At 40.9% G+C, this 22,989-nt stretch carries 14 protein-coding genes and 2 tRNA genes; 14 read left to right on the top strand and 2 right to left on the bottom strand.

Features of this window, described 5'->3' with window-relative positions; translation table 11 throughout:
* Positions 1–21 precede the first annotated feature (21 nt).
* The 3 genes from fbp (at position 22) to COCH_RS05230 (ending at position 2,075) form a co-directional block, all read left to right on the top strand.
* Complete coding sequence (fbp, locus tag COCH_RS05240) at positions 22–1,047, top strand: class 1 fructose-bisphosphatase (protein WP_015782248.1); 1,026 nt, start codon at positions 22–24, stop codon at positions 1,045–1,047.
* Positions 1,048–1,144: 97 nt separating this feature from the next.
* Positions 1,145–1,217 (top strand) — tRNA-Phe (locus COCH_RS05235).
* A gap of 171 nt (positions 1,218–1,388) precedes the next feature.
* Positions 1,389–2,075 (top strand): outer membrane beta-barrel protein, encoded by a 687-nt coding sequence (locus COCH_RS05230; RefSeq protein WP_015782247.1) that lies wholly within the window; start codon positions 1,389–1,391, stop codon positions 2,073–2,075.
* A gap of 55 nt (positions 2,076–2,130) precedes the next feature.
* Here the strand turns inward: COCH_RS05230 and COCH_RS05225 are convergent, their stop codons facing one another.
* A complete protein-coding gene (locus COCH_RS05225) occupies positions 2,131–2,805 on the bottom strand; it encodes a porin family protein (protein WP_015782246.1) in 675 nt (224 codons plus the stop codon).
* Positions 2,806–2,936: 131 nt separating this feature from the next.
* On the opposite strand from COCH_RS05225, the gene COCH_RS05220 reads away from it, so the two are divergent.
* From COCH_RS05220 to COCH_RS05210, 3 genes are all read left to right on the top strand, one after another.
* Complete coding sequence (locus tag COCH_RS05220) at positions 2,937–4,247, top strand: hydroxymethylglutaryl-CoA reductase, degradative (RefSeq protein ID WP_015782245.1); 1,311 nt, start codon at positions 2,937–2,939, stop codon at positions 4,245–4,247.
* Between the two features lie 1,050 nt (positions 4,248–5,297).
* Positions 5,298–6,587: a leucine-rich repeat domain-containing protein gene (locus COCH_RS05215; protein WP_015782244.1), complete on the top strand. Its 1,290-nt coding sequence runs from the start codon at positions 5,298–5,300 to the stop codon at positions 6,585–6,587.
* Positions 6,588–6,632: 45 nt separating this feature from the next.
* Positions 6,633–7,715 carry an OmpA family protein gene (locus COCH_RS05210; protein WP_015782243.1) on the top strand — a complete coding sequence of 361 codons (1,083 nt, stop codon included), beginning with the start codon at positions 6,633–6,635 and terminating at the stop codon, positions 7,713–7,715.
* Positions 7,716–8,069: 354 nt separating this feature from the next.
* Here COCH_RS05210 and COCH_RS05205 read toward each other — a convergent pair whose 3' ends face one another.
* A complete protein-coding gene (locus tag COCH_RS05205; protein WP_015782242.1) occupies positions 8,070–10,139 on the bottom strand; it encodes a GDSL-type esterase/lipase family protein in 2,070 nt (689 codons plus the stop codon).
* A 1,155-nt stretch (positions 10,140–11,294) separates the two neighbouring features.
* Between COCH_RS05205 and COCH_RS05200 the strand changes: the two genes are divergently transcribed.
* From COCH_RS05200 to COCH_RS05165, 8 genes are all read left to right on the top strand, one after another.
* Positions 11,295–12,245 carry a PorP/SprF family type IX secretion system membrane protein gene (locus tag COCH_RS05200; RefSeq protein WP_015782241.1) on the top strand — a complete coding sequence of 317 codons (951 nt, stop codon included), beginning with the start codon at positions 11,295–11,297 and terminating at the stop codon, positions 12,243–12,245.
* A gap of 17 nt (positions 12,246–12,262) precedes the next feature.
* Positions 12,263–12,628: a dihydroneopterin aldolase gene (folB, locus tag COCH_RS05195; RefSeq protein ID WP_009421515.1), complete on the top strand. Its 366-nt coding sequence runs from the start codon at positions 12,263–12,265 to the stop codon at positions 12,626–12,628.
* A gap of 45 nt (positions 12,629–12,673) precedes the next feature.
* Positions 12,674–12,744, top strand: a tRNA-Cys gene (locus tag COCH_RS05190).
* A gap of 47 nt (positions 12,745–12,791) precedes the next feature.
* Complete coding sequence (locus COCH_RS05185) at positions 12,792–13,172, top strand: hypothetical protein (RefSeq protein ID WP_009417031.1); 381 nt, start codon at positions 12,792–12,794, stop codon at positions 13,170–13,172.
* 116 nt (positions 13,173–13,288) lie between these two features.
* Positions 13,289–13,768 (top strand): regulatory protein RecX, encoded by a 480-nt coding sequence (locus COCH_RS05180; RefSeq protein ID WP_009417044.1) that lies wholly within the window; start codon positions 13,289–13,291, stop codon positions 13,766–13,768.
* Entirely contained in the window at positions 13,758–15,416 is a 1,659-nt protein-coding gene (locus tag COCH_RS05175; protein WP_015782240.1) for a DUF6909 family protein, read from the top strand. The genes COCH_RS05180 and COCH_RS05175 overlap by 11 nt, the downstream gene beginning before the upstream one ends.
* Positions 15,417–15,566: 150 nt before the next feature.
* Complete coding sequence (locus COCH_RS05170; RefSeq protein ID WP_015782239.1) at positions 15,567–21,041, top strand: alpha-2-macroglobulin family protein; 5,475 nt, start codon at positions 15,567–15,569, stop codon at positions 21,039–21,041.
* A gap of 763 nt (positions 21,042–21,804) precedes the next feature.
* A complete protein-coding gene (locus COCH_RS05165; protein WP_015782238.1) occupies positions 21,805–22,989 on the top strand; it encodes a hypothetical protein in 1,185 nt (394 codons plus the stop codon).

Here is a 22,989-nt window from a genome sequence, read left to right as displayed (position 1 = left end):
CATACATTAAATATCAACAAAATGAAAACACATCTTACCTTAGGGGAGTTCATCATTCAAAATCAGAAGGACTTCCAGCATTCAACAGGTGAGCTCTCACGTTTGCTGAGTGCTATCAAATTAGCCTCTAAGTTAGTAAACCGTGAAGTAAATAAAGCGGGACTTGTTGAGGATATTTTAGGCGATATGGGCAAGGAGAATATCCAAGGTGAAGTACAGAAGAAATTAGACGTCTTTGCTAATGATCTCTTTATCCGTGCGCTTACACAGCGCGATGTAGTATGTGGCATAGCTTCCGAAGAAAACGAATTCTTTATACCGATTACGGCTTCTGAAAACAGTCCTAATAGCAAATATGTGGTGCTCATCGACCCACTGGACGGTTCGAGCAACGCCGACGTAAATGTAACGGTGGGTACAATCTTCTCTATCTACAAACGTATAACTCCCATAGGTACACCTGTGCAATTGGAAGATTTCTTGCAAGAAGGCAAGAAGCAAGTGGCAGCAGGATATGTGGTATATGGGCTTTCTACTATGTTAGTCTACACTACAGGACACGGAGTAAACGGTTTTACACTCGACCCTTCTATCGGTACTTATTACCTTTCTCACCCTGATATGAGGTATCCCAAAGATGGTAATATTTATTCGATTAATGAGGGAAATTATGTGCATTTTCCACAAGGAGTAAAAGACTATATCAAATATTGCCAAGCATTAGAGGACGACCGTCCTTATACCTCTCGATATATAGGCTCTTTGGTCTCCGATTTTCACCGCAATATGCTTAAAGGTGGGATTTATATTTACCCGCAGGGTACACGTACGCCACGAGGTAAATTACGCCTGCTTTATGAGTGCAATCCTATGGCTTTTCTTACTGAGCAAGCAGGAGGTAAAGCTTCAGATGGTTATGGACGTATAATGGACATCAAGCCTACAAAGCTACATCAGCGGGTGCCTTTCTTCTGTGGTTCGGAAAATATGGTGAAAAAAGTAGAGTCGTTTATGGCAAAATATCCAAAAGACAAACCTGAATATTAGTAAATTATAAAATAAAGAATAAAAAACTTGCAAAATATTTGCTCAATATTTTGCAAGTTTCGAAAATAGTATTACTTTTGCACCCGTAATGGAAGAAGGTACCTTAGCTCAGTTGGTAGAGCAAAGGACTGAAAATCCTTGTGTCCCTGGTTCGATTCCTGGAGGTACCACGAGATCTTCTTCATAGAGGAAATTTTTCATATTTTTAAGGATTAGGAATTGCAAAAGCCTCAGCGTAATGCTGAGGCTTTTGTTTTTTTACAAATATTTTTACATCTTAAATCTTTTATTTTAGAAAAATATACACTATCTTTGTAGCCTTAATTAAATACTGATGAGTTATGATTAAGATAAAACTACTTTTTGCAATTGCAACATTTTTCCAAGCTTTTGCACAAGCACAAATAACATTGGGTATGGAAGTCAAAGCTGGGGTAACAGGTGCTGGTCTTTATGACAACACTGCTCCTAATTACTACACGAGGAGTGTAGCAGGAGTACAATTAGGCACTTTAATAAGCGCTGATTTCCCAAGTGGAATAGCTCTTGAAACAGGATTGATGTATACGGGTAAGAATTTTGCCTATGATTTCAAAAAATACCCTTCTGAATCTAAACGAAAAGATGGAACCTATTTGCGTGAACAAGTTTTTAACAATCACTATTTAGAAATACCTTTTAATATCGCTTACAGATTGCGAGCTCGCAAGTTGCGCTTTGTGTGGAAAGCAGGACCTTATATAGCAACTAATTTTGCAGCTAATACTCGTGAAACGTGGGAACATTACAAAGATAGTTTGTTTACGCACGTGTCAAAGAAGAAATACACGCGACATATAGGAAGTAAATCTACAGATGATGTAAAGCTTTTTGATGTGGGCTTCAACATAGGAACAGGTATAGAAGTAGAGCGTTTTACAATAGGTATACAATATGGTGTTGGACTAATGGACATATTGCCCAGCAATGAAGCTGAATATTTAAAAAACAGAGTATTTGTATTTGCAGTAGGTTTTAGAATTAAATAAAAAATAAGAGGTCGTTTGTAATTACAAACGACCTCTTATTTTTTTGTTTTCCTATTTAAAATATTCTATATCCTACTGAAAGGCTAAACACTTGGTTTGAGGTACTCTCAGAACGGTTAGGGAGCACATCGCTGAAACCAATACCGTACTGAATACCTGCTGTAAATCGTTTGATTTCTACGCCTGTGGCTAAGTTTAATCCTGCATCAAAAGGGCGTAAATCATCAGAAGAACGATTACCTATGCTGAGGGAATGGCGATTGGTTACTTTATAGTCCTTTAACTTATCTTTCTTGTAGTAAGCCCATTCTTCACGACTATTGCCCCATAAAGCTGCTGCTACATAAGGACCTGCTTTCCAAACGAGTTTCACATTCCTGAGTTTAAGTTTATAGCCTACATAAAAAGGCATCTCTAAGTAACCATAAGTGTAATGCAACTCACTGATTTGTTTTTCTTTGCCGTCTTTATATTTATACTCATAGGCTTGCCCTTTGGTGTTGAGCATTAAACCTGTTTCAAGAGCGAGTCCAGTAGGGAAGTTCAAACTGAACAACGCCCCCGTATGAAAACCTGGAGTAAAAGTTCTATCACTATTAGAAGAATCGGCGTAATAAAGTCCTGCTATATTGCCTCCTATTTTCACTTCTAAACCTGGCTTTACCTGTGCCTGTAACATCGCTATACTGCTGAATAACATTACAGCTAAAAATAGTTTTGTTCTTTTCATTCTATACTGATTTTTGTTATTTAAAGTACAAAGATACAAAATATTTTGTAAATGAACAAACTTGCGAATATATTAATTATTATTACCTTTGCCTCCCAAACTAAAAGCTGAACTCTAATACTTAACAACTGATGAAACAGATAGACGGTTTTTCTAAACTTACCAAAGCCCAAAAGATTGCGTGGCTTTGCGATACTTATTTCCCTAATATAGAGAATGCTGCTTCTTTTTTTGAAAAGTACCACAACGCTGATACTGACCTTCAGAAACTGCACGACGAGTTTATTGAAAATACAGTCTCTAACTACTATCTGCCCTTTGCGGTAGCGCCTAACTTCCTCATCAACGGGCGCACTTATACCGTACCTATGGCTATTGAAGAGAGTTCGGTGGTGGCAGCTGCTAGCAGGGCGGCTAAATTCTGGCAAAGCCGTGGCGGTTTTCATACCGAAGTGCTTTCTACCGAAAAAACGGGGCACGTACATTTCTTCTTCTACGGTGAAAAAACTAATTTAGAAAACTTCTTCAACCACATACAACCCTTGATGCTCGCTAAAGCACAACCCATTACTGCCAATATGGAAAAACGCGGGGGCGGTATTACTTCTCTTACCTTAGTGGACAAAACCGATGCTTTGGCGCACTATTATCAGCTTTCGGCTACTTTTGAAACCTTAGACGCTATGGGTGCGAACTTCATCAATTCGTGCTTAGAATCCTTTGCACAGACGTTTAGAGAAGAAGCGGAACGGGACGCCTCTATCGGTGATAAGTATGAAATCGTAATGTCGATACTCTCGAACTATGTGCCTAACTGTTTGGTGCGCGCAAAAGTACAATGCCCTATTGAGGAGTTGGAGATTGCTCAGTTAAAAGGTGCTGAAGCTGCAAAGAAATTTGTACAAGCTCTCGCTATTGCCAATGCTGATGTGTACCGTGCTACCACTCACAACAAAGGTATAATGAACGGTATTGACTCGGTAATTTTGGCTACAGGTAATGATTTTCGTGCCATAGAAGCTGGTGCACACGCTTATGCTGCTCGTAGCGGACAGTACAAGAGCTTATCGGCTGCGTGGATAGAGGGCGATACTTTCTTCTTTGCCCTTGAACTGCCTTTGGCTTTGGGCACCGTGGGCGGACTTACTACATTGCACCCTTTGGTAAAAACGGCTCTTGAAATCCTTGAAAAACCTAACGCTCGCGAGCTAATGCAGATAGTGGCTTGTGTGGGGTTAGCACAGAACTTTTCGGCTGTAAGCTCGCTGATTAGTCTGGGAATCCAGAAGGGGCATATGAAAATGCACTTGAACAACATTTTTAACCAATTAGGGGCTACTGAAGAGGAGAAGCGCGTACTTTCTTCTTATTTTAAAGATAAAACCGTAACATATAACGATGTAGCCGAAGCTCTCAAGAAAATTAGAAAATTAGAAAATTAGGGAGTTGAGGGGTGGCTGGAATTTCAGATTGTTCAGATATTTTGGAGATTTGGAGGACTTCGAAGAACTCGGAGAGACTCGGAGAAACCTCTCCCCTATTACATACTCCGTTCTCGCGGACTTCTTCAGAGAGGAGGAATATATGCAAACCAATTCTGATGGACTTTAAATAAACTCCAAACGAAACTACAGTGGCTCTACAGTGGGTCTACAGTGGCTCTACAGTGGCTCTACAGTGGCTCTACAGTGGCTCTACGATGATGATTAATTAAATTATAATTGAACATTAATCGAGCTTATAGAGCTACTATCTTCTAATATCTCTCGTTCTACTAGGTAGAGTTATCAGATATAAAATAACTAACGTGAGTTCGATATAAGAAAAGTGTAGCTTACGCTACAGAAATCTTACAAATCTTTACAAATCAAACAAATAAATAGCAAGCGACCTAAAAGTCTCGGACTGACTACACGGACAGTCTTTCAATTGACAATTGACAATTGATAATTGACAAATGTGATACGCACGGATTGGCAACTGCATTGCTGGATTTTCACGAAGCAGTAACAGAAGGACGATTGTAAATTAATGTTGTATATACCAAAATGACGTTAAAAATAGTATTAAGGTTACGCCTTGCGAAATAACAATGAGGAATAACGAGGGAAAATTATAGGAAGAAAATGAGGAAAAATAGAGGAAAAAGGGCTGAAAAGTGAGGAAAAAATGGGAATTATATAAAAGAGTAATTTTTTAGTATGTTTTGGGCACTACGTCAAAAGTACTACAAGATTTAGTAAATAATTAGAGAAGAATAGGTTACAAATGCAATTTTAGAGAGTTTTTAAGTGATTTTTGGTAGAGTAAGACCCTTTGCAAGCCCTTATTTTACGTGGATAAATAATTTCCCTTAACAATTGTTAAAAAACTACGTCATTAGTACGTCATTGAGGTTAAACGCGTTAAATTAATCTTAAAAAGTTTGGCAAATACTTGACAGCCCCCTTAACTTTGCAACGTTCAATTTTTACTAAAAAACGAAAAGAAATATGAGAAAAAACATCTTTGCATTAGTAGCTTTTACAGCACTTACTTTAGTAGGATGCAAATCAGAAGCCGATGACGGTGTGGGCGAAAAACCACGTTCTAGCACCGAGACCAACTTTTTCTTCCGCGATGGTGCTACACACACTATCCATATGCAGGAAAAAGAAAAACGCACGGTTACTATTGACGGTGCGACTGATAATTTCACTTATGAAGTTCCTATGGGTTATTTGAGTGTAAGCAAGAGTACAGACCCCTCTCCCTCACTTGTTATTGAAGCTGAAGACGGCAGTACTGGCAGTCACGATATTCGTATCAGCGATAAAACTGCTGATGGTGTAGGCATTACTGCTACCCTTACTGTAATAGTGGGTGAACGTGACAGAGGTTGGGACGGCAATAATTTTGTTATTGAGAATATTGACGGTGACAAAACTACCAAAGACGCTAAGGACTATGTAGATATAGAGGTTCCCGAAGGCTTTACTTACGATACCTCTACTTTAAAACCAGATGGTGCCGGCGAAAGGGTAACCGTTAAGCAAACAGGTAATTTATTAAAAGTAACGGCTAAAAACCATTACGATGAGACAACTCCTATTACCCTTAGATTGAAAAAGACCGATGCGGAAGACCGCGTGGTAACTATTAAACGCGTAACTAAATTTTGGAGAACCAACAATAATGGTATTGCCTTAGAAGGACTTTCTAGCAATGTATACGTTACCCAACGGAGTTTTGATATGTTGCAAAACCCACCAAAAGTACCTTATACAGTAAAAGAGGTTACGTATGGTTATAATAGTCCCAATGCTTCTATAAGTGGATTCGAACTTTACCGCAACCCTATCATTACAAAGATAGACCTTAACAATGTAGAAACTATTAATTCATTTGCTTTTTATAATTCTCAAAACTTGGTAACTGTTGTGGCGGATAAAGTAAAATATATATATGATGGAGCTTTTGCCGGAACGAAAATCAAACGTATCAATTTACCTGAAATAGAGAGGATTAATGGTAATGGTCCGTATTACTATACCTTCCCTACAACCTTACAGTCTATTACAATAGGAACTAAAGTAAAAATTCTTGGCAATTACCTTTTCCTTAAAGAGTTAAGAGAAGTGCGTATAGCCTCGACTACACCAGGAGCTATTACAATGCAAAATCAGGTAATACAAGAGGGTAACAATACAACATTGTATGTACCAAGTGCCTATGTAAATGACTGGAAGCTTAAATTCCCTTGGATAGAACAAGCTTTTAAAGGGGGAATAAAAGGAATGTAAGAAAAGCGCGTGTAGCGACAAACTAATTTCTAAAACAAAACGAGAATGAACAGAATAAAAATACTTATGGTTGCTACCTTAGCAACCCTTAGCACAGGTGTGTTATCAGCACAAGATAACTACCGCCCTTGGCTCGTAGGAGCGGGCGTGAGCACCGTAGACTTTAAAGTACCTGAAAGAAGTGTAATAAAAGACTGGTTCGGGTATCCTGATATGAATGTGGGCTTCCGCGTGAATGCTGCTCGATATATCAAAAAAGGGATTACTGCCGAAGCAGGTTTTGCTTATGCAAGTATTAAGAAAGACCAAAATTACTTCCCCGATGTAGAGGAAACGAAACTCACCAATGCGAAGAGTTATTGGGCTTTTGATGTACGTGGTCGTTATCACCTAAACCGCTTATGGAACGGATTGCCTTGGCTTGACCCTTATCCACAAGTGGGTGTAGGGGTTGCCTCAGTAGATAACGAGAGCAAGTTTAAGTTTATCGCTGGTGCAGGAGTGAACTTCTGGTTTACTGATGTAGTAGGTGCCAATGTGAACACTGCCTACAACGTAGGAGGTGGAACCGGTCACGACTACTATCAATGGGGTGCTGGTATAGTGCTTAAATTGCCTCTTACTGCCCGTGAGAATCCTATTGTAGACCACGTAGAACGCACCAAGGTAAAAGAACCTAAGGTAAAGAAAGAGCGCAAACGCGTAACCAAAACAGGAGCTATCACGCGTGTAGAAACTCCCGAAGAACGTGAAGAACGTACTAAGCGCGTGGTGAAACAGATAAACCTTTATGCTAAGACTATCTTGTTCGACACTGATAAATCGGTGGTGAAACCACAGGCTGAGTTTATCTTGGATAACATTGCTATCATTATGAACGAGAACCCTGATTTTAACTTTGTAGTAGAAGGTCATACTGATAACACCGGGACTCCTGAGCACAACCTCAAACTCTCACAAGACCGTGCTGATGCCATCAAGCAATACCTTTCTCGCCACGGTGTAAGCAAAAAACGCCTCGACGCAAAAGGTTATGGACAAACACGACCTATTGAGAGCAATGAGACTGAACGCGGAAAGGAAATTAACCGTAGGGTGGAAATAAACGTAGTGAAAGATAATCAGTAGTAATGGCAGTCTCCCACAGAAATAGGCGATAGAACTTCATCACAATGATACACAAAAACTGTTTTTAGCCTCTGTGGGAGTTTTTAAGAACATCATTTTTAAGACCAAGAATAAGAAGGTTTTTTTCATAAGGTGATATTTTTCTTCACCGCAACTAGTTAAATTATACAGTAATGAAGGCTTCCTGATGAGATATCAGGAAGCCTTATTTAGTCGTAGGTGCGAGCCGCACAGGCAAAACTTTAGCAAAGTGTAGCGATGCAGAATTTGCAAACCAATTCTGCCCCAGAGAGGAGGAAACGCGATGCAAAAGCGATTGCTTTATACTAATCACTAATCGTTAACCACTAACCATTATTCTTCACTTGTAAAGGTACTGGCGGGGAGGTTGGCTTGATTTACTAAATTGGCATCGGTAACAGGGGTAAAGGCGTAGCGCACGGTTTTAGGGGTAGCGACTTGGTTGCTGGTTACTTTCACTTCTTCACCTACTATTTCGGCGGTAGCAGGATAGAAAATACCATTACCGTCAGAAAGTTCAAAACCGCGTAAGGGCTTGCCATCGGCGGTATGCAAGCCTTGTGCATACTGAAAAGAAACTGTGGCTTCTTTCCCACTGAAAGTCGCTGAACGGAACAAAGGTCCTGAAGGAATTATATTTGTCTTGCCATAAGTATCATTCAAAGCCCATTGCGCTAAGCGTTCGCCTATGGGTTGTTTGTTCTTTGGGTGTACATCGGTGGGGTGACCATAGTCGTAAGATACTGCCATTCCGCTGTGTGGTATGTCTTTCATCAATCGACGTTGACTGTCTCTAAACCAACCCCACGACGGACGATTGATACTGGATAGCTGTACGTAGTAGAAAGGCATTTGTGGATTGCCAAACTCAGTGCGCCAACTCTTCACCAATAGAGGAAACAACTTGCTATGAGCGTCCTTGTTATGCGCATTCGATTCGCCTTGATACCATATTACCCCTTTGATAGCATAATGATTTAAAGGGAGTATTCCCGCTTCGAATAAATAAGCAGGCTCATAGGGGTGACGTTGGAGTTTATCCGTAGACTTTTTGATGTTCTCGGAAGCACGAGAGCGCACCCAATCCATTATAAAATCATTCTCACGCCAATTATAAAGGATACTTGGGAAGTTGTATTCCAAAGTACGGCGGTCAATCCACGCTTCGGTAGGTGAGCCCCCCACAGCATTGCAAATGAGCCCCACAGGCATATCCAAATCTTTTTGGAGAGTACGCCCGAAGTAATAAGCTACCGCAGAAAAATGACTTACTGTTTTAGGAGAGCACACTTGCCACTGAGTAGGGCGGTAATATTGTAAATAGTTGAGCGAATCTAACACTGAGGCATTCCATTCTACGGGGTCGGTACGCCAGCGTTCTTTCATATCAAACAGGCGGATATTAGGATTATCGGCTTGCGGAATATCCTTTTCGCCCGTAGAAGTTTGGTTCATATAAAACTCCATATTCGATTGCCCTGAGCAAAGCCATACTTCGCCGGCTACTACATTGGTAAAGGTGCGTTTTTCTTTACCTGCTGTGATTTGGAGCGTATAGGTTTCTTTGGCAGTAAGTGGCGATAAGGTTACTTGCCATTTGCCATTGCTATCGGCGGTAGTGGTGAGTTGCTGTTTGCCTATCTTCACAGTGATTTTAGTACCCGTATTGGCGATACCGCCGAGGGTGAGAGGTATGCCGTGTTGCAATACCATATTATCGGAATAGATAGCGGGGAGGTGCAAACCTCCGTAATCGCCTGTAATGGCACTGTAAACTACCTGTGCCAAGATAGTCGCCCCTTGAACATTAGGGTGTACCGCATCGGGGAGCATTTGAGGGAAGTGATATAGAGGCTCGTGGAAGTCGACAAGTTGGACGCCCGCTTGCTTGGCGATGCGCTCTATGGCTTGTTGTATTTCGGCGTGCCAATCGCGGGTGCCAGATTCGAATCGCTTGTGGCGATGTGCGAGAGGGGTCATACGAGCAATGAGGATACGCGCTTTGGGATTCGCTTTTTTAAACGAAGCGATGAGAGATAGATAATCTTTTACGAAATCATCGCGGTAGTTAGGCCAGTTGCGGGGATCGGTATCGTTAATACCTAAGTGAATGACCACTATATCTGCTGCAAAGGCGAGTGCTTTTTTGTATTCTTCTTGCTGAATGTAAGGCTTATGCCCTTTGCTGAGCAAAGTAGCTCCTGAATGACCGAAGTTTTCCACCTCATAGCCTTTTCCTAACTGACGTTGAAGCACCGAAGGATAGCTGTTTTGTTCGCGGTTTTCAATGCCATAGCCATAGGTAATACTATTGCCTACGCACGCCACTTTAAGAGGCTTTTTTTGTGCGCAAGCAAAGACGGTAAGGAGTAAGAGTGTGATAAAGAAAAGTTGCTTTTTCATTGGTTAGTATACTTAGAAAGTAAGAATGTTTTTATATTAAGCTACAAAGGTAAGAAAAAAAGTGTTAGGTTGTATACAAATAACATTAGGAAATGAGGGTGCGAGCCGCACGGGCGGTCGTAGCACGACGGCTATTAACTTTGGCAAAGTGCATACTGCAAAAGCGATGTGTTGGTACTATTAGGAGCTTTCGGAAGAAAACGGAGGGTTTCGGAAGAGAGCTGAGAGAAGTTTTGGTGAAAAAAGGGTGTAAGATGGGTGGGGGTAGCTTATAGAGAGCTTATAGGAAGCTTATACGAATCTTGGACGATTGGTATAGAAAGGGTATATAAAGAGTTGATTCATAATATGATACAACGAGTATGAAAATGTTAAAAACGGGGTTTCGAGGCGAAAGAAAAGAGAATCCTCACCCCGTTCACATACTCTCCTATTCGGAGACTTCTCCCAAGGAGAGGGGGAATGTAGCGATAGTAAAGAGGAATGTAGTGACCAAAAAGGAGAAGGGATAATTAGAGAATTAGCAAATTTGGAAATGAGAAAATGGGGAGGTGCGAGCCGCACGGGCAGTTAAATTAGGAAATTTGGAAATTAGCAGTGAGCGCACGAGCTAAAAGCTCGCGCCAGCGGAGGGCAAAGTTGAACCTCCTATAAAGCAACCTACAATAAGGTCGGGCAGACAGAATGGTTCGGACTTGTGAGACGAGTGTAGGGAGAATAATGACGGAAGGGTGATTTTAGAGTTGTGTAGGGGAGAATTTTTGTGGTTTATAGAAAAAAATCATCATTTTGAAACGTTAAAATTGTTTAGGTGGAGTCATTAAGATACGGTGTTTTTTACACATATGAAAAAATGTATTAAAAGCCGTTTTTAGCATTATAATCTTCATAAAAAAGTATAAATAGGCTATTTTTATATGTTAATTATTCACAAAACATAAAAATATAAAAAGCTGAAAAACAGCTTTAAAAATGTTAATAAAAATATAAATGTGTTAAATATGCACATTTTTTTTGTAAAAAAATAGTGCAGTAAAAAAATAATGAGTATATTTGCTGAAAATTTTGCACACCATAGCTACGTACTATATAGGTGTTGTGAGATAATTAGTAATTTTATAGCAAGAAAATAGTTTAAGTAAATTTTTATCGACAATGAAAAGAATAGTATTGTTAATGCTCGCACTATGCACTATGGGGGGGAAAGCTCTTTCGCAAGAGCTGAACTTGCCACAAATGAACCAATATTTGGCAGATAGCGAATTTCTTATAGCCCCTACCTATGCAGGTATTGGGGACTTTGTGAGAATACGTCTTTCAGCAGGTACTCAATGGGTAGGCGTTAAGGGCGCTCCTGATTATCAATCGCTTGCGGGAGATATGCGTTTAGGAGAACGCAGTGGCGTGGGGCTTATGCTTTATAATGACCGCAACGGGAACACCAAGCAAATGGGGGGTAAAGCTACGTTTGCGCACCACCTTACACTTGACCGTTATGACAACCACTTTATTTCATTTGGTATTTCGTATGCCTTAAACACTTTTAGGATTGATATCGACAAGTTCGACAATATTCCTGACCCACAAGTTACTAACGACCGCTTTACTGTGAATCACAACTTTGATGTAGCGGTGCTTTACCGCTATAAAAGATGGTTTGTAAACCTATCGGGTTTGAACATCTTAAACAAGGATATTGAGCGTTTCTACAAAGAAGAGCCTAAGGCTTTGCGCAACTACCTTGTTTACGCAGGATACCGTTATAAAAAAGATAAGAACAGTCGTTTTGAAATAGAGCCTTCAGTACTCTATCAGTACTACGAAAGCGACGGGCGTTCTACTACTGATTTTAACCTTAAATTCCGCTGGATGGATTTAGACGATTATTATTGGGTAGGGGTGAATTATCGCTCGTTAAATGACCAAATCTTCAAACCACTAAACATTGGTCCTATGGCGGGGCTCAAACGCGGAATGGTGTACTTTGCATACTCTTACCAAATCCACTTAAACGAACTTATCAGATACAACTCAGGTACTCACGTGGTAACCTTAGGTCTTGACCTATTCCAAGGAGTAAGTAACTGTAAATGTGCACAGCGATAGTAGTATAACAATATAGAATGCAACATATTATCTTAAAGAATATACGCGTTCACGCCAATCACGGATGCCTTGCTGAAGAGGGTATTATAGGGAGTGATTACCGCGTGGATGTGAAGGTGAAAGTTCCTCTTGAAAAAGCTATTAAGAGCGACCGGCTTGCTGACACGGTAGACTATGTACACTTGAACAGGATTGTAAAAGAAGAGATGGCTATACGGTCGGAATTATTAGAGCACGTAGCGGGTCGCATTATAGACAGGATATTCAAAGAACTTTCTGAGGTTCAGAAGATAACACTTGAGATTGCAAAAATCAATCCCCCTATTAATGGCGACGTAGCCTCGGTGAGTGTAAAAATAAAACAGAAAAAACTTGCTAATTAAAAAAAAGGTAGTAACTTTGCGCACTGATACTACAAGAACTAAAAAGGCATCGTGGCCGAGGGGCTAGGCAGAGGTCTGCAAAACCTTTTACAGCGGTTCAAATCCGCTCGATGCCTCACTTTTTAAGTAATTTATTAATCCACAAAGTAAAAATTTCAAAAAGATGACAAACGTTTTAGACAAATTCATTCAGGATGTAAAAAACAACATTCCTGGATTTATCGCCGTTTCAGTAACTGAAGTACGTTCAGGAGTTTCTTACGGCGCAGAATCAGTAGACCCTAGTTTGGATCCTAATTTAGCCGCAGGTTATAACTTAGAGGTAATAAAAGCTAAACAAAATGCGCTTCAAGCATTAGGATTGGCTTCTAAGGAAAAAATAGATGAGATTATTATTGTTCTCTCTGACCAAAATCACATTATTGATGTGTCAGCAAATGGTAGTTATTTCATTTATTTAGTAGTAGACTCAACCAAAGCAAACTATGGTATAACAAGAGCTTTACTCGCTAAGTACAAAAAAGATTTAGCAACTATATTCTAATCACAGCTCTAATTCCCGCATAATTAAGTTAGTAAAAGAATGTAAAGAAGTTATTATTAAAAGAAAGCTACCGTATTGGTAGCTTTTCTTGTATCTTTGCCTAATTACAAAATATAATGGAAGCTACTGCAAAGACCTATACCGTACAAGAGGCAAAAGAGCGATTGGAAGCCTATTGTGCTTACCAAGAGCGTTGCCACCGCGAGGTAATAGCGAAACTGCGCGCGATGGGTATGATACCTTTGGCTATTGATGATATAGTGGTACACCTGATACAGAACGACTTCCTAAACGAAGAGCGCTTTGCTAAAAGCTTTGCCCGTGGTAAGTTTCGCATCAAAAAATGGGGACGTGTGCGCATAGAGCGGGAACTAAAAACCAGAGGGCTTTCGGATTACAATATTGAAGTTGGCTTAGAAGAAATTGACGAAGAAGAATACATAGATACTTTTGAAATAGTGGCTGAGAAAAAACAAGCTACCATTAAAGAAAAGAACCCTTATAAAGCTAAAGCTAAACTGACAAACTACCTACTGTACCGCGGTTGGGAGCCGGATTTAGTTTATGAGAAAGTAGAAGAATTATATGAAAAGTAGAGCACAAGAATCCACGAACGCTATAGAGCGTATGTATGTAACGATGAGACACCTCTTTTCAAGGGGTTTCTATAAACCTATGGGTATCTCGGGCGAGGCACTACGCGAATCGCTACTGGTATTGCGCCCAGAAATCTATGGCAGTATTGCTGAGAGTAAATCGGAACTGAGCGGGCTTATTTACGTACTTGACCGTCTGCCAGAAGGGATTGAGCAGTGTAAATACATCAACCTAATTGCTGATGAGGGATACCGCCAATCGCACTTCAAACCTATTATCCCACCGAAGCGTCGCCGCAATTGTTACCGTATAGACCCTGAGCAGATGAATATTGAAATCACTCGTGGTCGCTCGGATATTTACGATGTGCTTACGCACCTTACTTTCCTATTTATAGAGTCACACAAAATCGCTGACCGCATTCTGTTAGACGACAATAAAATTTCGCACGATTGGGCAAAATTAGAAGCTAATATACAAAAGAATAAACTCACCCTTGCCGAGCGTGAGGCTACCTTTATACACATAGGCAACCTTTTAGGGCGCACTTTTGAAGAGGTGCTGGGGGCTTACAAAGCCTTAGCTACTCCTACCCTACCCGACCGCTTTATCCACATTATTTACTGGTTAGGCAAGCTCGCTCTGAACGAACGCGTAAACGACGATAAGCGCACTATCACCTTTAGCACTGTATTGCGCGAGCGTATCGGGCATCACCTGCACGGAGAGATATGGGCGGAACACATCAAGCATATATTACTAAAAAATGGACTCTTAGAACGCCCGTTACACATCATCAGTGCCAATATGCACAGCGTGATGAACAGCTTGTTTGCTGAAAAAGCACTTGCCAAAGAAGTGGAAGTAAGCTCACGTGTAGAACTCTTCGAGCTCCTAAGTCTGCCTGAAAGTGAACCTTTACGCAAAAAAGTGAAGGAATACGCTCATAAACACGGAATGATTTCGGTAGACGATACTTCTGGTACGAACATCGATGTGCAACTGTTTGACACTGCCAAAATAGACTTTACAGATACACCATACGAAGTACATCATCTTGAAAAGGGTGAAAAACCTGTGATATTAGTAATGGACTACGCTTTTGGTGAACAAGCCTTTGAGACCATAGATGAACTCCTAAAACCTTATTACAAAGGAGGCAAGACCTATTTCTTAGACGTGCTTTCTATCTCAATTATGGGTAAGGCAGGCATCTTGGAAGGTGAGAAAGGAGACCTAATGATTCCTACTGCACACATCTTCGAAGGTACGGCAGATAACTATCCTTTCCACAACGAATTTACGAAAGCTGACTTTGAAGGCAATGGACTGAAAGTGTTTGAGGGCTCTATGATTACTGTGCTAGGAACTTCACTACAAAACAAAGATATATTAAAATTCTTCCTACACTCTACGTGGAATGCAGTAGGCTTAGAGATGGAAGGTGTACATTACCAAAAAGCCATACAGTCGGCATCAAAAATACGCAAGAGCATACGTGAAGATGTGAAAGTGCGTTATGCTTACTACGCTTCCGACAATCCTTTGGAGACTGGTAGCACTCTTGCCTCAGGAGGCTTGGGCACTACAGGAGTAAAGCCTACCTACCTCATCACCTTTAAAATATTAGAGCAGATTTTTAACTAAGTGCGAGCCACATAGGCAGTCGTAACAGTACAAGCAATTAAAGTGAACGACACAAGTATTATTTTTAGAGGTACGCTTTTTCAGAAAGCATTTGCTAATTTGATAATTAATTCCTACCTTTGTACCTTAAAATATTAGTGTCATCAAAATATGAAAAAAATAAGCTTTGTACTGATAGCGTTGTTGGTCGCTATCGCTTGTAAGAAGAATGTAAATTTCAACAGCGACCCACTAGCTTTTAAAGATTATATTTCAGGGTATACCTCAGGGCTTATCTCTGCTCACTCAGGAATAAAAATACTACTGAACGAACCCTTGTCGCAAGACAAAATGGACAAGGTGAGCGACCTTAACCTCTTTGAAATTTCGCCTAAGGTGAAAGGAAAAGTGGTGTGCGTAAACCCTACACTTGTAGAGTTTATGCCTGAAAAACCATTGGCTCAAAACACAGAGTACCGCGTGTCGTTTCACGTAAAGAAGCTCTATGCAGTACCAAAAAAGGAACTGGAGATTTTCAACTTTACAGTGAAAACTTTTCAACAAGCCTTTCGAGTAAGGTCAAACGAGTTACAGTCGTATAACCGTGATTATTATTTTCTTAGTGCTGAACTCTTGGCTAATGACCAAATACCTTACGAAACCGCTAAAGAGATTTTAAAAGCGACTCTTGATGGGAAGAAAGTAGGAGTGAAGTTCCAGTCGCAAGGCACTAATAACAAGTTTGTAATTATCTTCGACAGCTTGCCTCGTCTCAACAAAGAACAAACTCTCCAAATAAAATGGGACGTTAAAGACATACCTAAAGAAAACCTTATACCTTTCTCTTATACTATTCCGCAAAAGGGGGTATTCAAGGCACTGAACGCTAAAACCGACGGTGCCAACCAGGCTTTCAGTGTAAACTTTTCTGACCCCTTAGAAAAAGAACAAGATTTTACAGGACTCATAAGCCTCAGCGATACCAATACTGCACTGAAATACAGCGTAAACGGCAACGTAGTGAAAGTCTTCCGCGAGGAACAAAAAGAGGGTGACTACAAGGTGCACATTTCTAAAGGTATCAAGAATATCTATGGCGACCGATTGGAAAAAGAAGCGACTTTTGACATCAAATTTTTACAGCAAAAACCCGATATTCGCTTTCTTAAGAGCGGTACTATCCTACCGAGCTCACAGAATTTGAAAATCAACTTTCAAACTATTAACTTGCGCGCGGTGAATGTAACGGTATACCGCATTTTCGAGAACAATATCTTTCAGTTTTTACAAGATAACGATTTGGGCGGAGGCTCGTATATACAGCGTGTAGGCAAGCCTATTGCACGGAAAGTACTCAAACTGAACGACAGTGCGCTCTATCCGCTGAACGAGTGGAATACTTATTCGCTCGACCTTGCTTCGGTGATTACGCCCGAACCAGGGGCAATTTACCGAGTAGAATTAGGAATGACCAAAAACTATTCACTCTACGCTTGTGGTGCTAAAAACGAAGAACCTCTTGACCTTTCGTTTGAACAAAAACCATTAAATGACGACGATGTAACCTACTCTCAATACTATGATTACGACGAAGAATTCTATTGGGAAGAAGACGAGGATAGTCCTTGTAAAGACAATTATTACTACGGCAGAACGGTGGGTACCAATGTGCTTGCTTCCGACCTTGGAGTGATTGTAAAAAAAGGACAAACGAACAACTTTACCATAGTAGTAAACGACTTGCTCACTACCAAACCAGTAGTTGGAGCAATAGTAGAGGTTTTCAGCTACCAACAGCAGAAAATACAAGAAGGCAAAACCGATAGTAAGGGAATACTACGGTTAAATCTCAGTAGCCGTGCTTACTTTGCCAAAGTGAAAAAAGACAAATTCACTACTTATGTGAAGTTAGACGACGGCGCACCACAGTCGGTAAGCAAATACGATGTAGATGGTATGCGCTTACAGAAAGGGCTCAACGGTTTTATCTATACCGAACGCGGCGTATGGCGACCCGGTGATAGCATTTATGTGGGCTTTATATTGAACGACTTTGCCCAAAAGACCCCTGAAAAACTGCCTATCAAACTGCGCTTTACTGACCCTTATGGAAAGGTGATAGCCGAGCGTATGCAGAGTAGCAACCCTACCAACCAGTATGTATTTGGACTGAAAACCAACTCCGATGCGCCTACGGGCAACTGGAATGTGAGTATCTCGGCAGGGGCTACAAAATTCAGCAAACGCATCAAGATTGAAACCATTAAGCCTAACCGCTTGAAGATAGAGAACAACCTCAACGGTAAACTTATCAGTCAAAAAGGCGACAATGTGCGCTTGCAAGTGTTGTGGTTACACGGCTCTCCAGCAGGTAATACAGGTGTGAGCGTGAAAGCGAAGTTCTACCCCTTAGAAACTGCCTTCAAAGGTTATGAAAAATACGTGTTCAACAATCGCGCTTATCAGTTTGAGAGCGAAGAGATGAACGTATTTGAAGGGCGTACCGATAGCAACGGGAATGCGAATTTCTACTTCAGAACGAACGACTTAGATGCTCCTGGTATGCTAAAAGTGAACTTCCTCACCCAAGCCAACGAAAGTGGTGGCGATTTCAGTACCGATGTGAGTACCGCCTCTTTTTCACCTTATAGTGAGTATGTAGGTTTACGCTTGCCCGAAACCAACAAATACGATTATTACAACACCCAACAAAACCACACTTTCGATGCAGTAGTACTCAGCGAAGAAGGCAAACCACTCAGCCATAAAGATGTGTCGGTAACCGTGTATAAAGTAGGCTGGAACTGGTGGTGGGACGCTTCGAACCAGAATATCTCTACCTATAATAGCAGTAGTAGCAATGCTATTTACACCACTAAAAACATCACTACCGACAGCAGTGGTAAAGCACGTTTTACACTCAATATTCCGGATGCCGACTGGGGTCGCTATTTTATTATGCTCACTGATGACCAAAGCGGTCATAAGTGTGGCACGACTGCTTATTTTGATTGGGGTGACTGGACTGGCAAATCGCGTGGCAGTGAAGGTAGTGAAGCGGTAATGCTCGCTTTGGGTACTAACAAAAAAGAATACAGCGTAGGTGAAAAAGCTAAGATTAGTTTCCCGTCAGACAAAGGCGGTCGCGCGCTCATCTCGGTAGAAAACGGGAACGATGTACTCGAAACTCACTGGGTAGAGACCGCTAATAAAGAAACTACTTTTGAGGTACCTATCACCAATAAAATGACGCCTAATATGTATTTTTACGTTACCCTCTTGCAACCTCACAACAAAACGCTCAATGATGCGCCTATACGCCTCTATGGGGTGATACCGGTGAAGGTGGTAGACAAGAATACCGTCCTCAATCCTATAATCCAAATGCCCGACCGATTGATACCTAACCAAAAGGTACAGATAAAAGTAAGTGAGAAATCGGGTAAACCGATGACATACACTTTGGCTATCGTAGAAGATGGACTCCTAAACCTCACCCGCTTCAAAACTCCTAACCCTTGGAATACTTTCTTTAGCAAAACTGCTCTTGGAGTAAAGACTTGGGACGTGTACGATGATGTAATAGGTGCTTATGGAGGTACTATCAATCAAGCGTTCAGTATAGGAGGAGATGAAGATTTAGGCGGTGCCGATGCACAGAAAGCAAACCGTTTCAAACCGTTTGTGATATTTAGAGGTCCTTTTGAACTAAAAAAAGGGGCAGCCAATACTCATACCGTGAAAATTCCTAACTATATGGGTTCTGCTCGTGTGATGGTAGTAGCCAGCGATGTAAAGGGCAATGCCTATGGTAGTGCTGAGAAAAAAGATATACCTGTGGTGAGTCCGTTATCAATTTTGGGTTCCTTACCACGCAAAGCAGTGCCTAACGAGAAAATCGTGTTGCCGGTAACCGTTTTTGCTATGGAAAAACAAGTGAAGAACGTATCGCTACAAGTAGAGACTAACGGTTTGTTTAAAGTAGTAAGCACACGCAACCAACAGTTGCACTTTGAGAAAACAGGGGAGCAAATGGCTTACTTTGAACTTGAAACCACCTCGCAAACGGGTATTGGTAAGGTGAAAATCATTGCTACTTCGGGTAAGGAAAAAGCGACTTATGAGGTGGAAATGGATGTGTACAACCCTAATCCTGTAACATATGTAGTACAAAACGCCGTATTGCAGGGCGGACAGTCGCATTCTCTCAATATCAATCTTTTTGGTGAAAAAGCCAAGACTGTATTAGAAGTATCGAGCTTCCCAGGGGTGAACCTTACCCAGCGTTTGGGTTATCTTATCGCTTATCCGCACGGTTGTAGCGAGCAACTCACCTCAGGGGCGTTTCCTCAACTTTTCTTAGCTGACTTTGTAACCCTTTCTAAAGAAAAAGCCGATGAGGTGAACCGCAATGTAAGTGCTACCATTAGCAAATTGTATGAAAACCAACTCTCTAATGGAGGATTTACCTACTGGAAAGGTGGCAAGTATGCCGATGATTGGGTAACCTCGTATATAGGTCAGTTTTTTGTAGAAGCCGAGAAGAAAGGTTATGTATTGCCCTCAGGTAGCAAACAGCGTTGGCTCGACTATCAGAACAATGAGGCGCGCCAATGGCGTTACGAGGGTAAATATCAAAACGATTTTGCCCAAGCCTATCGCCTCTATACTTTGGCACTCGCCGGAAATCCTAACATAGGCGCTATGAACCGCTTGCGTGAACTCAGTGAGCTCACTCCTAACGCTAAACGCACTTTGGCAGCTGCCTACGCTCTTGCCGGACAAAAGCAAACCGCTGAAAAGCTCTTCCTAACTACCGCTATAGACGATGATGCTGATAGCTATTACGGCTCGGTGTTGCGCAATAAAGCAATGGCAATGGAAACCGCTTTGCTTATCGGTAGGAAAGAAGATGCAGGACGTTGGGCATTGGAGATTGCCGAAAAGCTCTCGACTAACGATTGGCTCAGCACTCAAACTACAGCCTATTCGCTTTATGCAATGGCAAAATATGTACAGAAGAACAAGAGCGGTAGAAATATAGTAGCCAGTTATACTTTGGGTGGTAAAACCGAAAACTTAAAATCTACCGAGCCAATACTACAGAAGACGCTTGCAGCCAAAGGCAATGAGACTTTACAAGTGAAGAACAACGGCAACCAAACCCTCTATGTACGCCTCATTACCAGCGGTATATTACCTGTAGGCAAAGAGCTCGCTATGCAAAACGGACTTTCGCTGAACACGACTTACCGCGATAACAACGGACACACGCTTGATGTGACCAATTTGCGCCAAAGCACTCAGTTTGTAGCTACTATTGAGATTACAAACCTCACAGGCGAGAGAGTAGACAATGTAGCACTTACCCAAATTATCCCTTCGGGCTGGGAGATTGTAAACACGCGATTTACGGATTACGACGAAGGTGATGGCAACGGTTATATAGACTACACTGATTTCCGTGATGACCGTGCGAATTTCTACTTGTCGCTGAAAGCCAAACAAACGAAGTATATCAAACTCAAGCTGAATGCTTCGTATGCGGGACACTATTATCTGCCAGGTACTTATGCTGAGGCAATGTACAGCAACCGCTACAATACCCGTACCAATGGTAGATGGGTGGAGGTAATTAGGAAATGAGAGAATGAGAAAATGAGAAAATGAGAAAATGAGGGAATTAGGAAATTAACAAATGAGATGTGATATAAAAACTGCCTGCAGTAATGTGGGCAGTTTTTTATTTGAAAGGTTTTTGAGAAGCTCGAAGGTGCTAGGTCGTAACACGGCAACCGTAGCACGGCAGGCAATTGTAGCACGGCAGGCGGGGAAAAATTAGCAAATGGGGAAGCGTTAAGGGATTCAGAAGATATCGAAAATATTCGGAAGAGAGAAGGGAGGGTTTTTGATGAAAAAAGGGTGTAAGGAGGGTGGGGTTAGCTTATAGAGAGCTTATAGGAAGCTTATACGAATCTTGGACGATTGGTATAGAAAGGGTATATAAAGAGTTGACTCATAGTATAATACAGCGATGCAAAAAATGGTGAAAAGAGGGTTTCGAGGCGAAAGAAAGGGAAAAGGCACTAGGCCTTAGGCCATAGGCACTAGGGGGGAGTATGATGGAAAAGGGGGAATGTGGTGACGGAAAGGGGAATCCTCACCCCGATCACATACTCTCCTATTCGGAGACTTCTCCCAAGGAGAGGGGAATATAGTGACGGAAAAGAGAAGGAATAATTAGAGAATTAGCAAATTTGAAAATTAGCAAATGAGAAGTGTGATTAATCGAAGGGACTCTGAAAGAGGTTGGTTTTTTGTCATTGTGTAAAAGTTTAACATTCCTTTAATAGTTGAGAATAAAAAAAAGCATTACTTTTGCCTCAAAATTTAAATACTAACATTCATTATGAAGAGAATTTTATTGAGCCTTTTGGCAATGGCTACGCTTGTAGGGTGTGGTAGTAAGGACGATAATAATCCTACCCCTCCTCAGAGACCTGATTTCACAAAAGAACAGCAAAACTATCTGCCTACTAAAAAAGTAAAACACGTAACAGCTACTTATGTAGAGGCTGATTATGAAAATGGTTCTTATCCTTCCGTACAATACAAAGACTTTTTAAACCCTGAGTTGAATCAGGGACAAAAGTTTACAGTGAAAACTATGGAGTACTTCTATGAGTATGACAATGCAGGTAGAATCACTAAGGTTACTTTTAAAAGAGAGGGAGACTCTGATATTGTAAGTACCCTCACTTATTCAAATATTTCGGTAACCATTACGTCTCCTCCTCCTTATGATGGGATTAGAGAGCCTCGCTCTATAGAATATGGGCTCAATTCTTCTGGTAACATATTAAGCTTAGGGGTATACAACGAGAAACAACAACTCAAAAACTCTATGAGTGCAGGAACTTTTACTTGGGAAAACGACAACCTCACTAAAATCAGTAGAAAAGTAACGAGAAATGGGGTGGTTAAAGAAAGAGGAGTGAAATTTTCTTACAATAGTGCTACTAATAAAAATAAATTTTACTTACTTGATCATACAGGGGATGATATCCGTAGCTATCAGGAATATTTTGCGCTTTCGATTGCTATCATAAAAGGAGCAGCTCCTAAAAACTTACCTATAGAAGCGACTCCTTTAGAGGAAAACGATTCTTATAGTAGTCGTTTTGAGCGCCCAGTGAGCTTCAGTTATACTTTTGACGGCGATGAGTTTGTAAAGACTATTACTGAGAAAGAAAATAAATTTGTCCCTGGTTCGTTATATTCATACGTTCCTAACAATGGCAACAACGAAATTGGTACTTATTGGAATGAGCTACAAACACTGATTGCAAACATTGAGAATAAAACGGTTACTAATAAGAGCTACAAACTCATCAGTGATGATGGTAGTACTCGTATTTTTGAGATTACTGTACCTGTAAAAGTAGAAAAAGATAGCAATGGTAAAACTATCAATCTGAACGTGAATAAAGTTTGTAAGTTTACTGTATCTTATAACAATACTTCTGCTACTGATATCCGTATGGAAGCTACCTACTATGCTGATATAATTACGAATTACGAATTAAATTACTAA

The organism is Capnocytophaga ochracea DSM 7271, assembly GCF_000023285.1.
Classification (GTDB): Bacteria; Bacteroidota; Bacteroidia; order Flavobacteriales; family Flavobacteriaceae; genus Capnocytophaga; species Capnocytophaga ochracea.
Note: the sequence above shows the minus strand (reverse complement) of the source record. Positions and strands in the feature narration are given on the sequence as shown.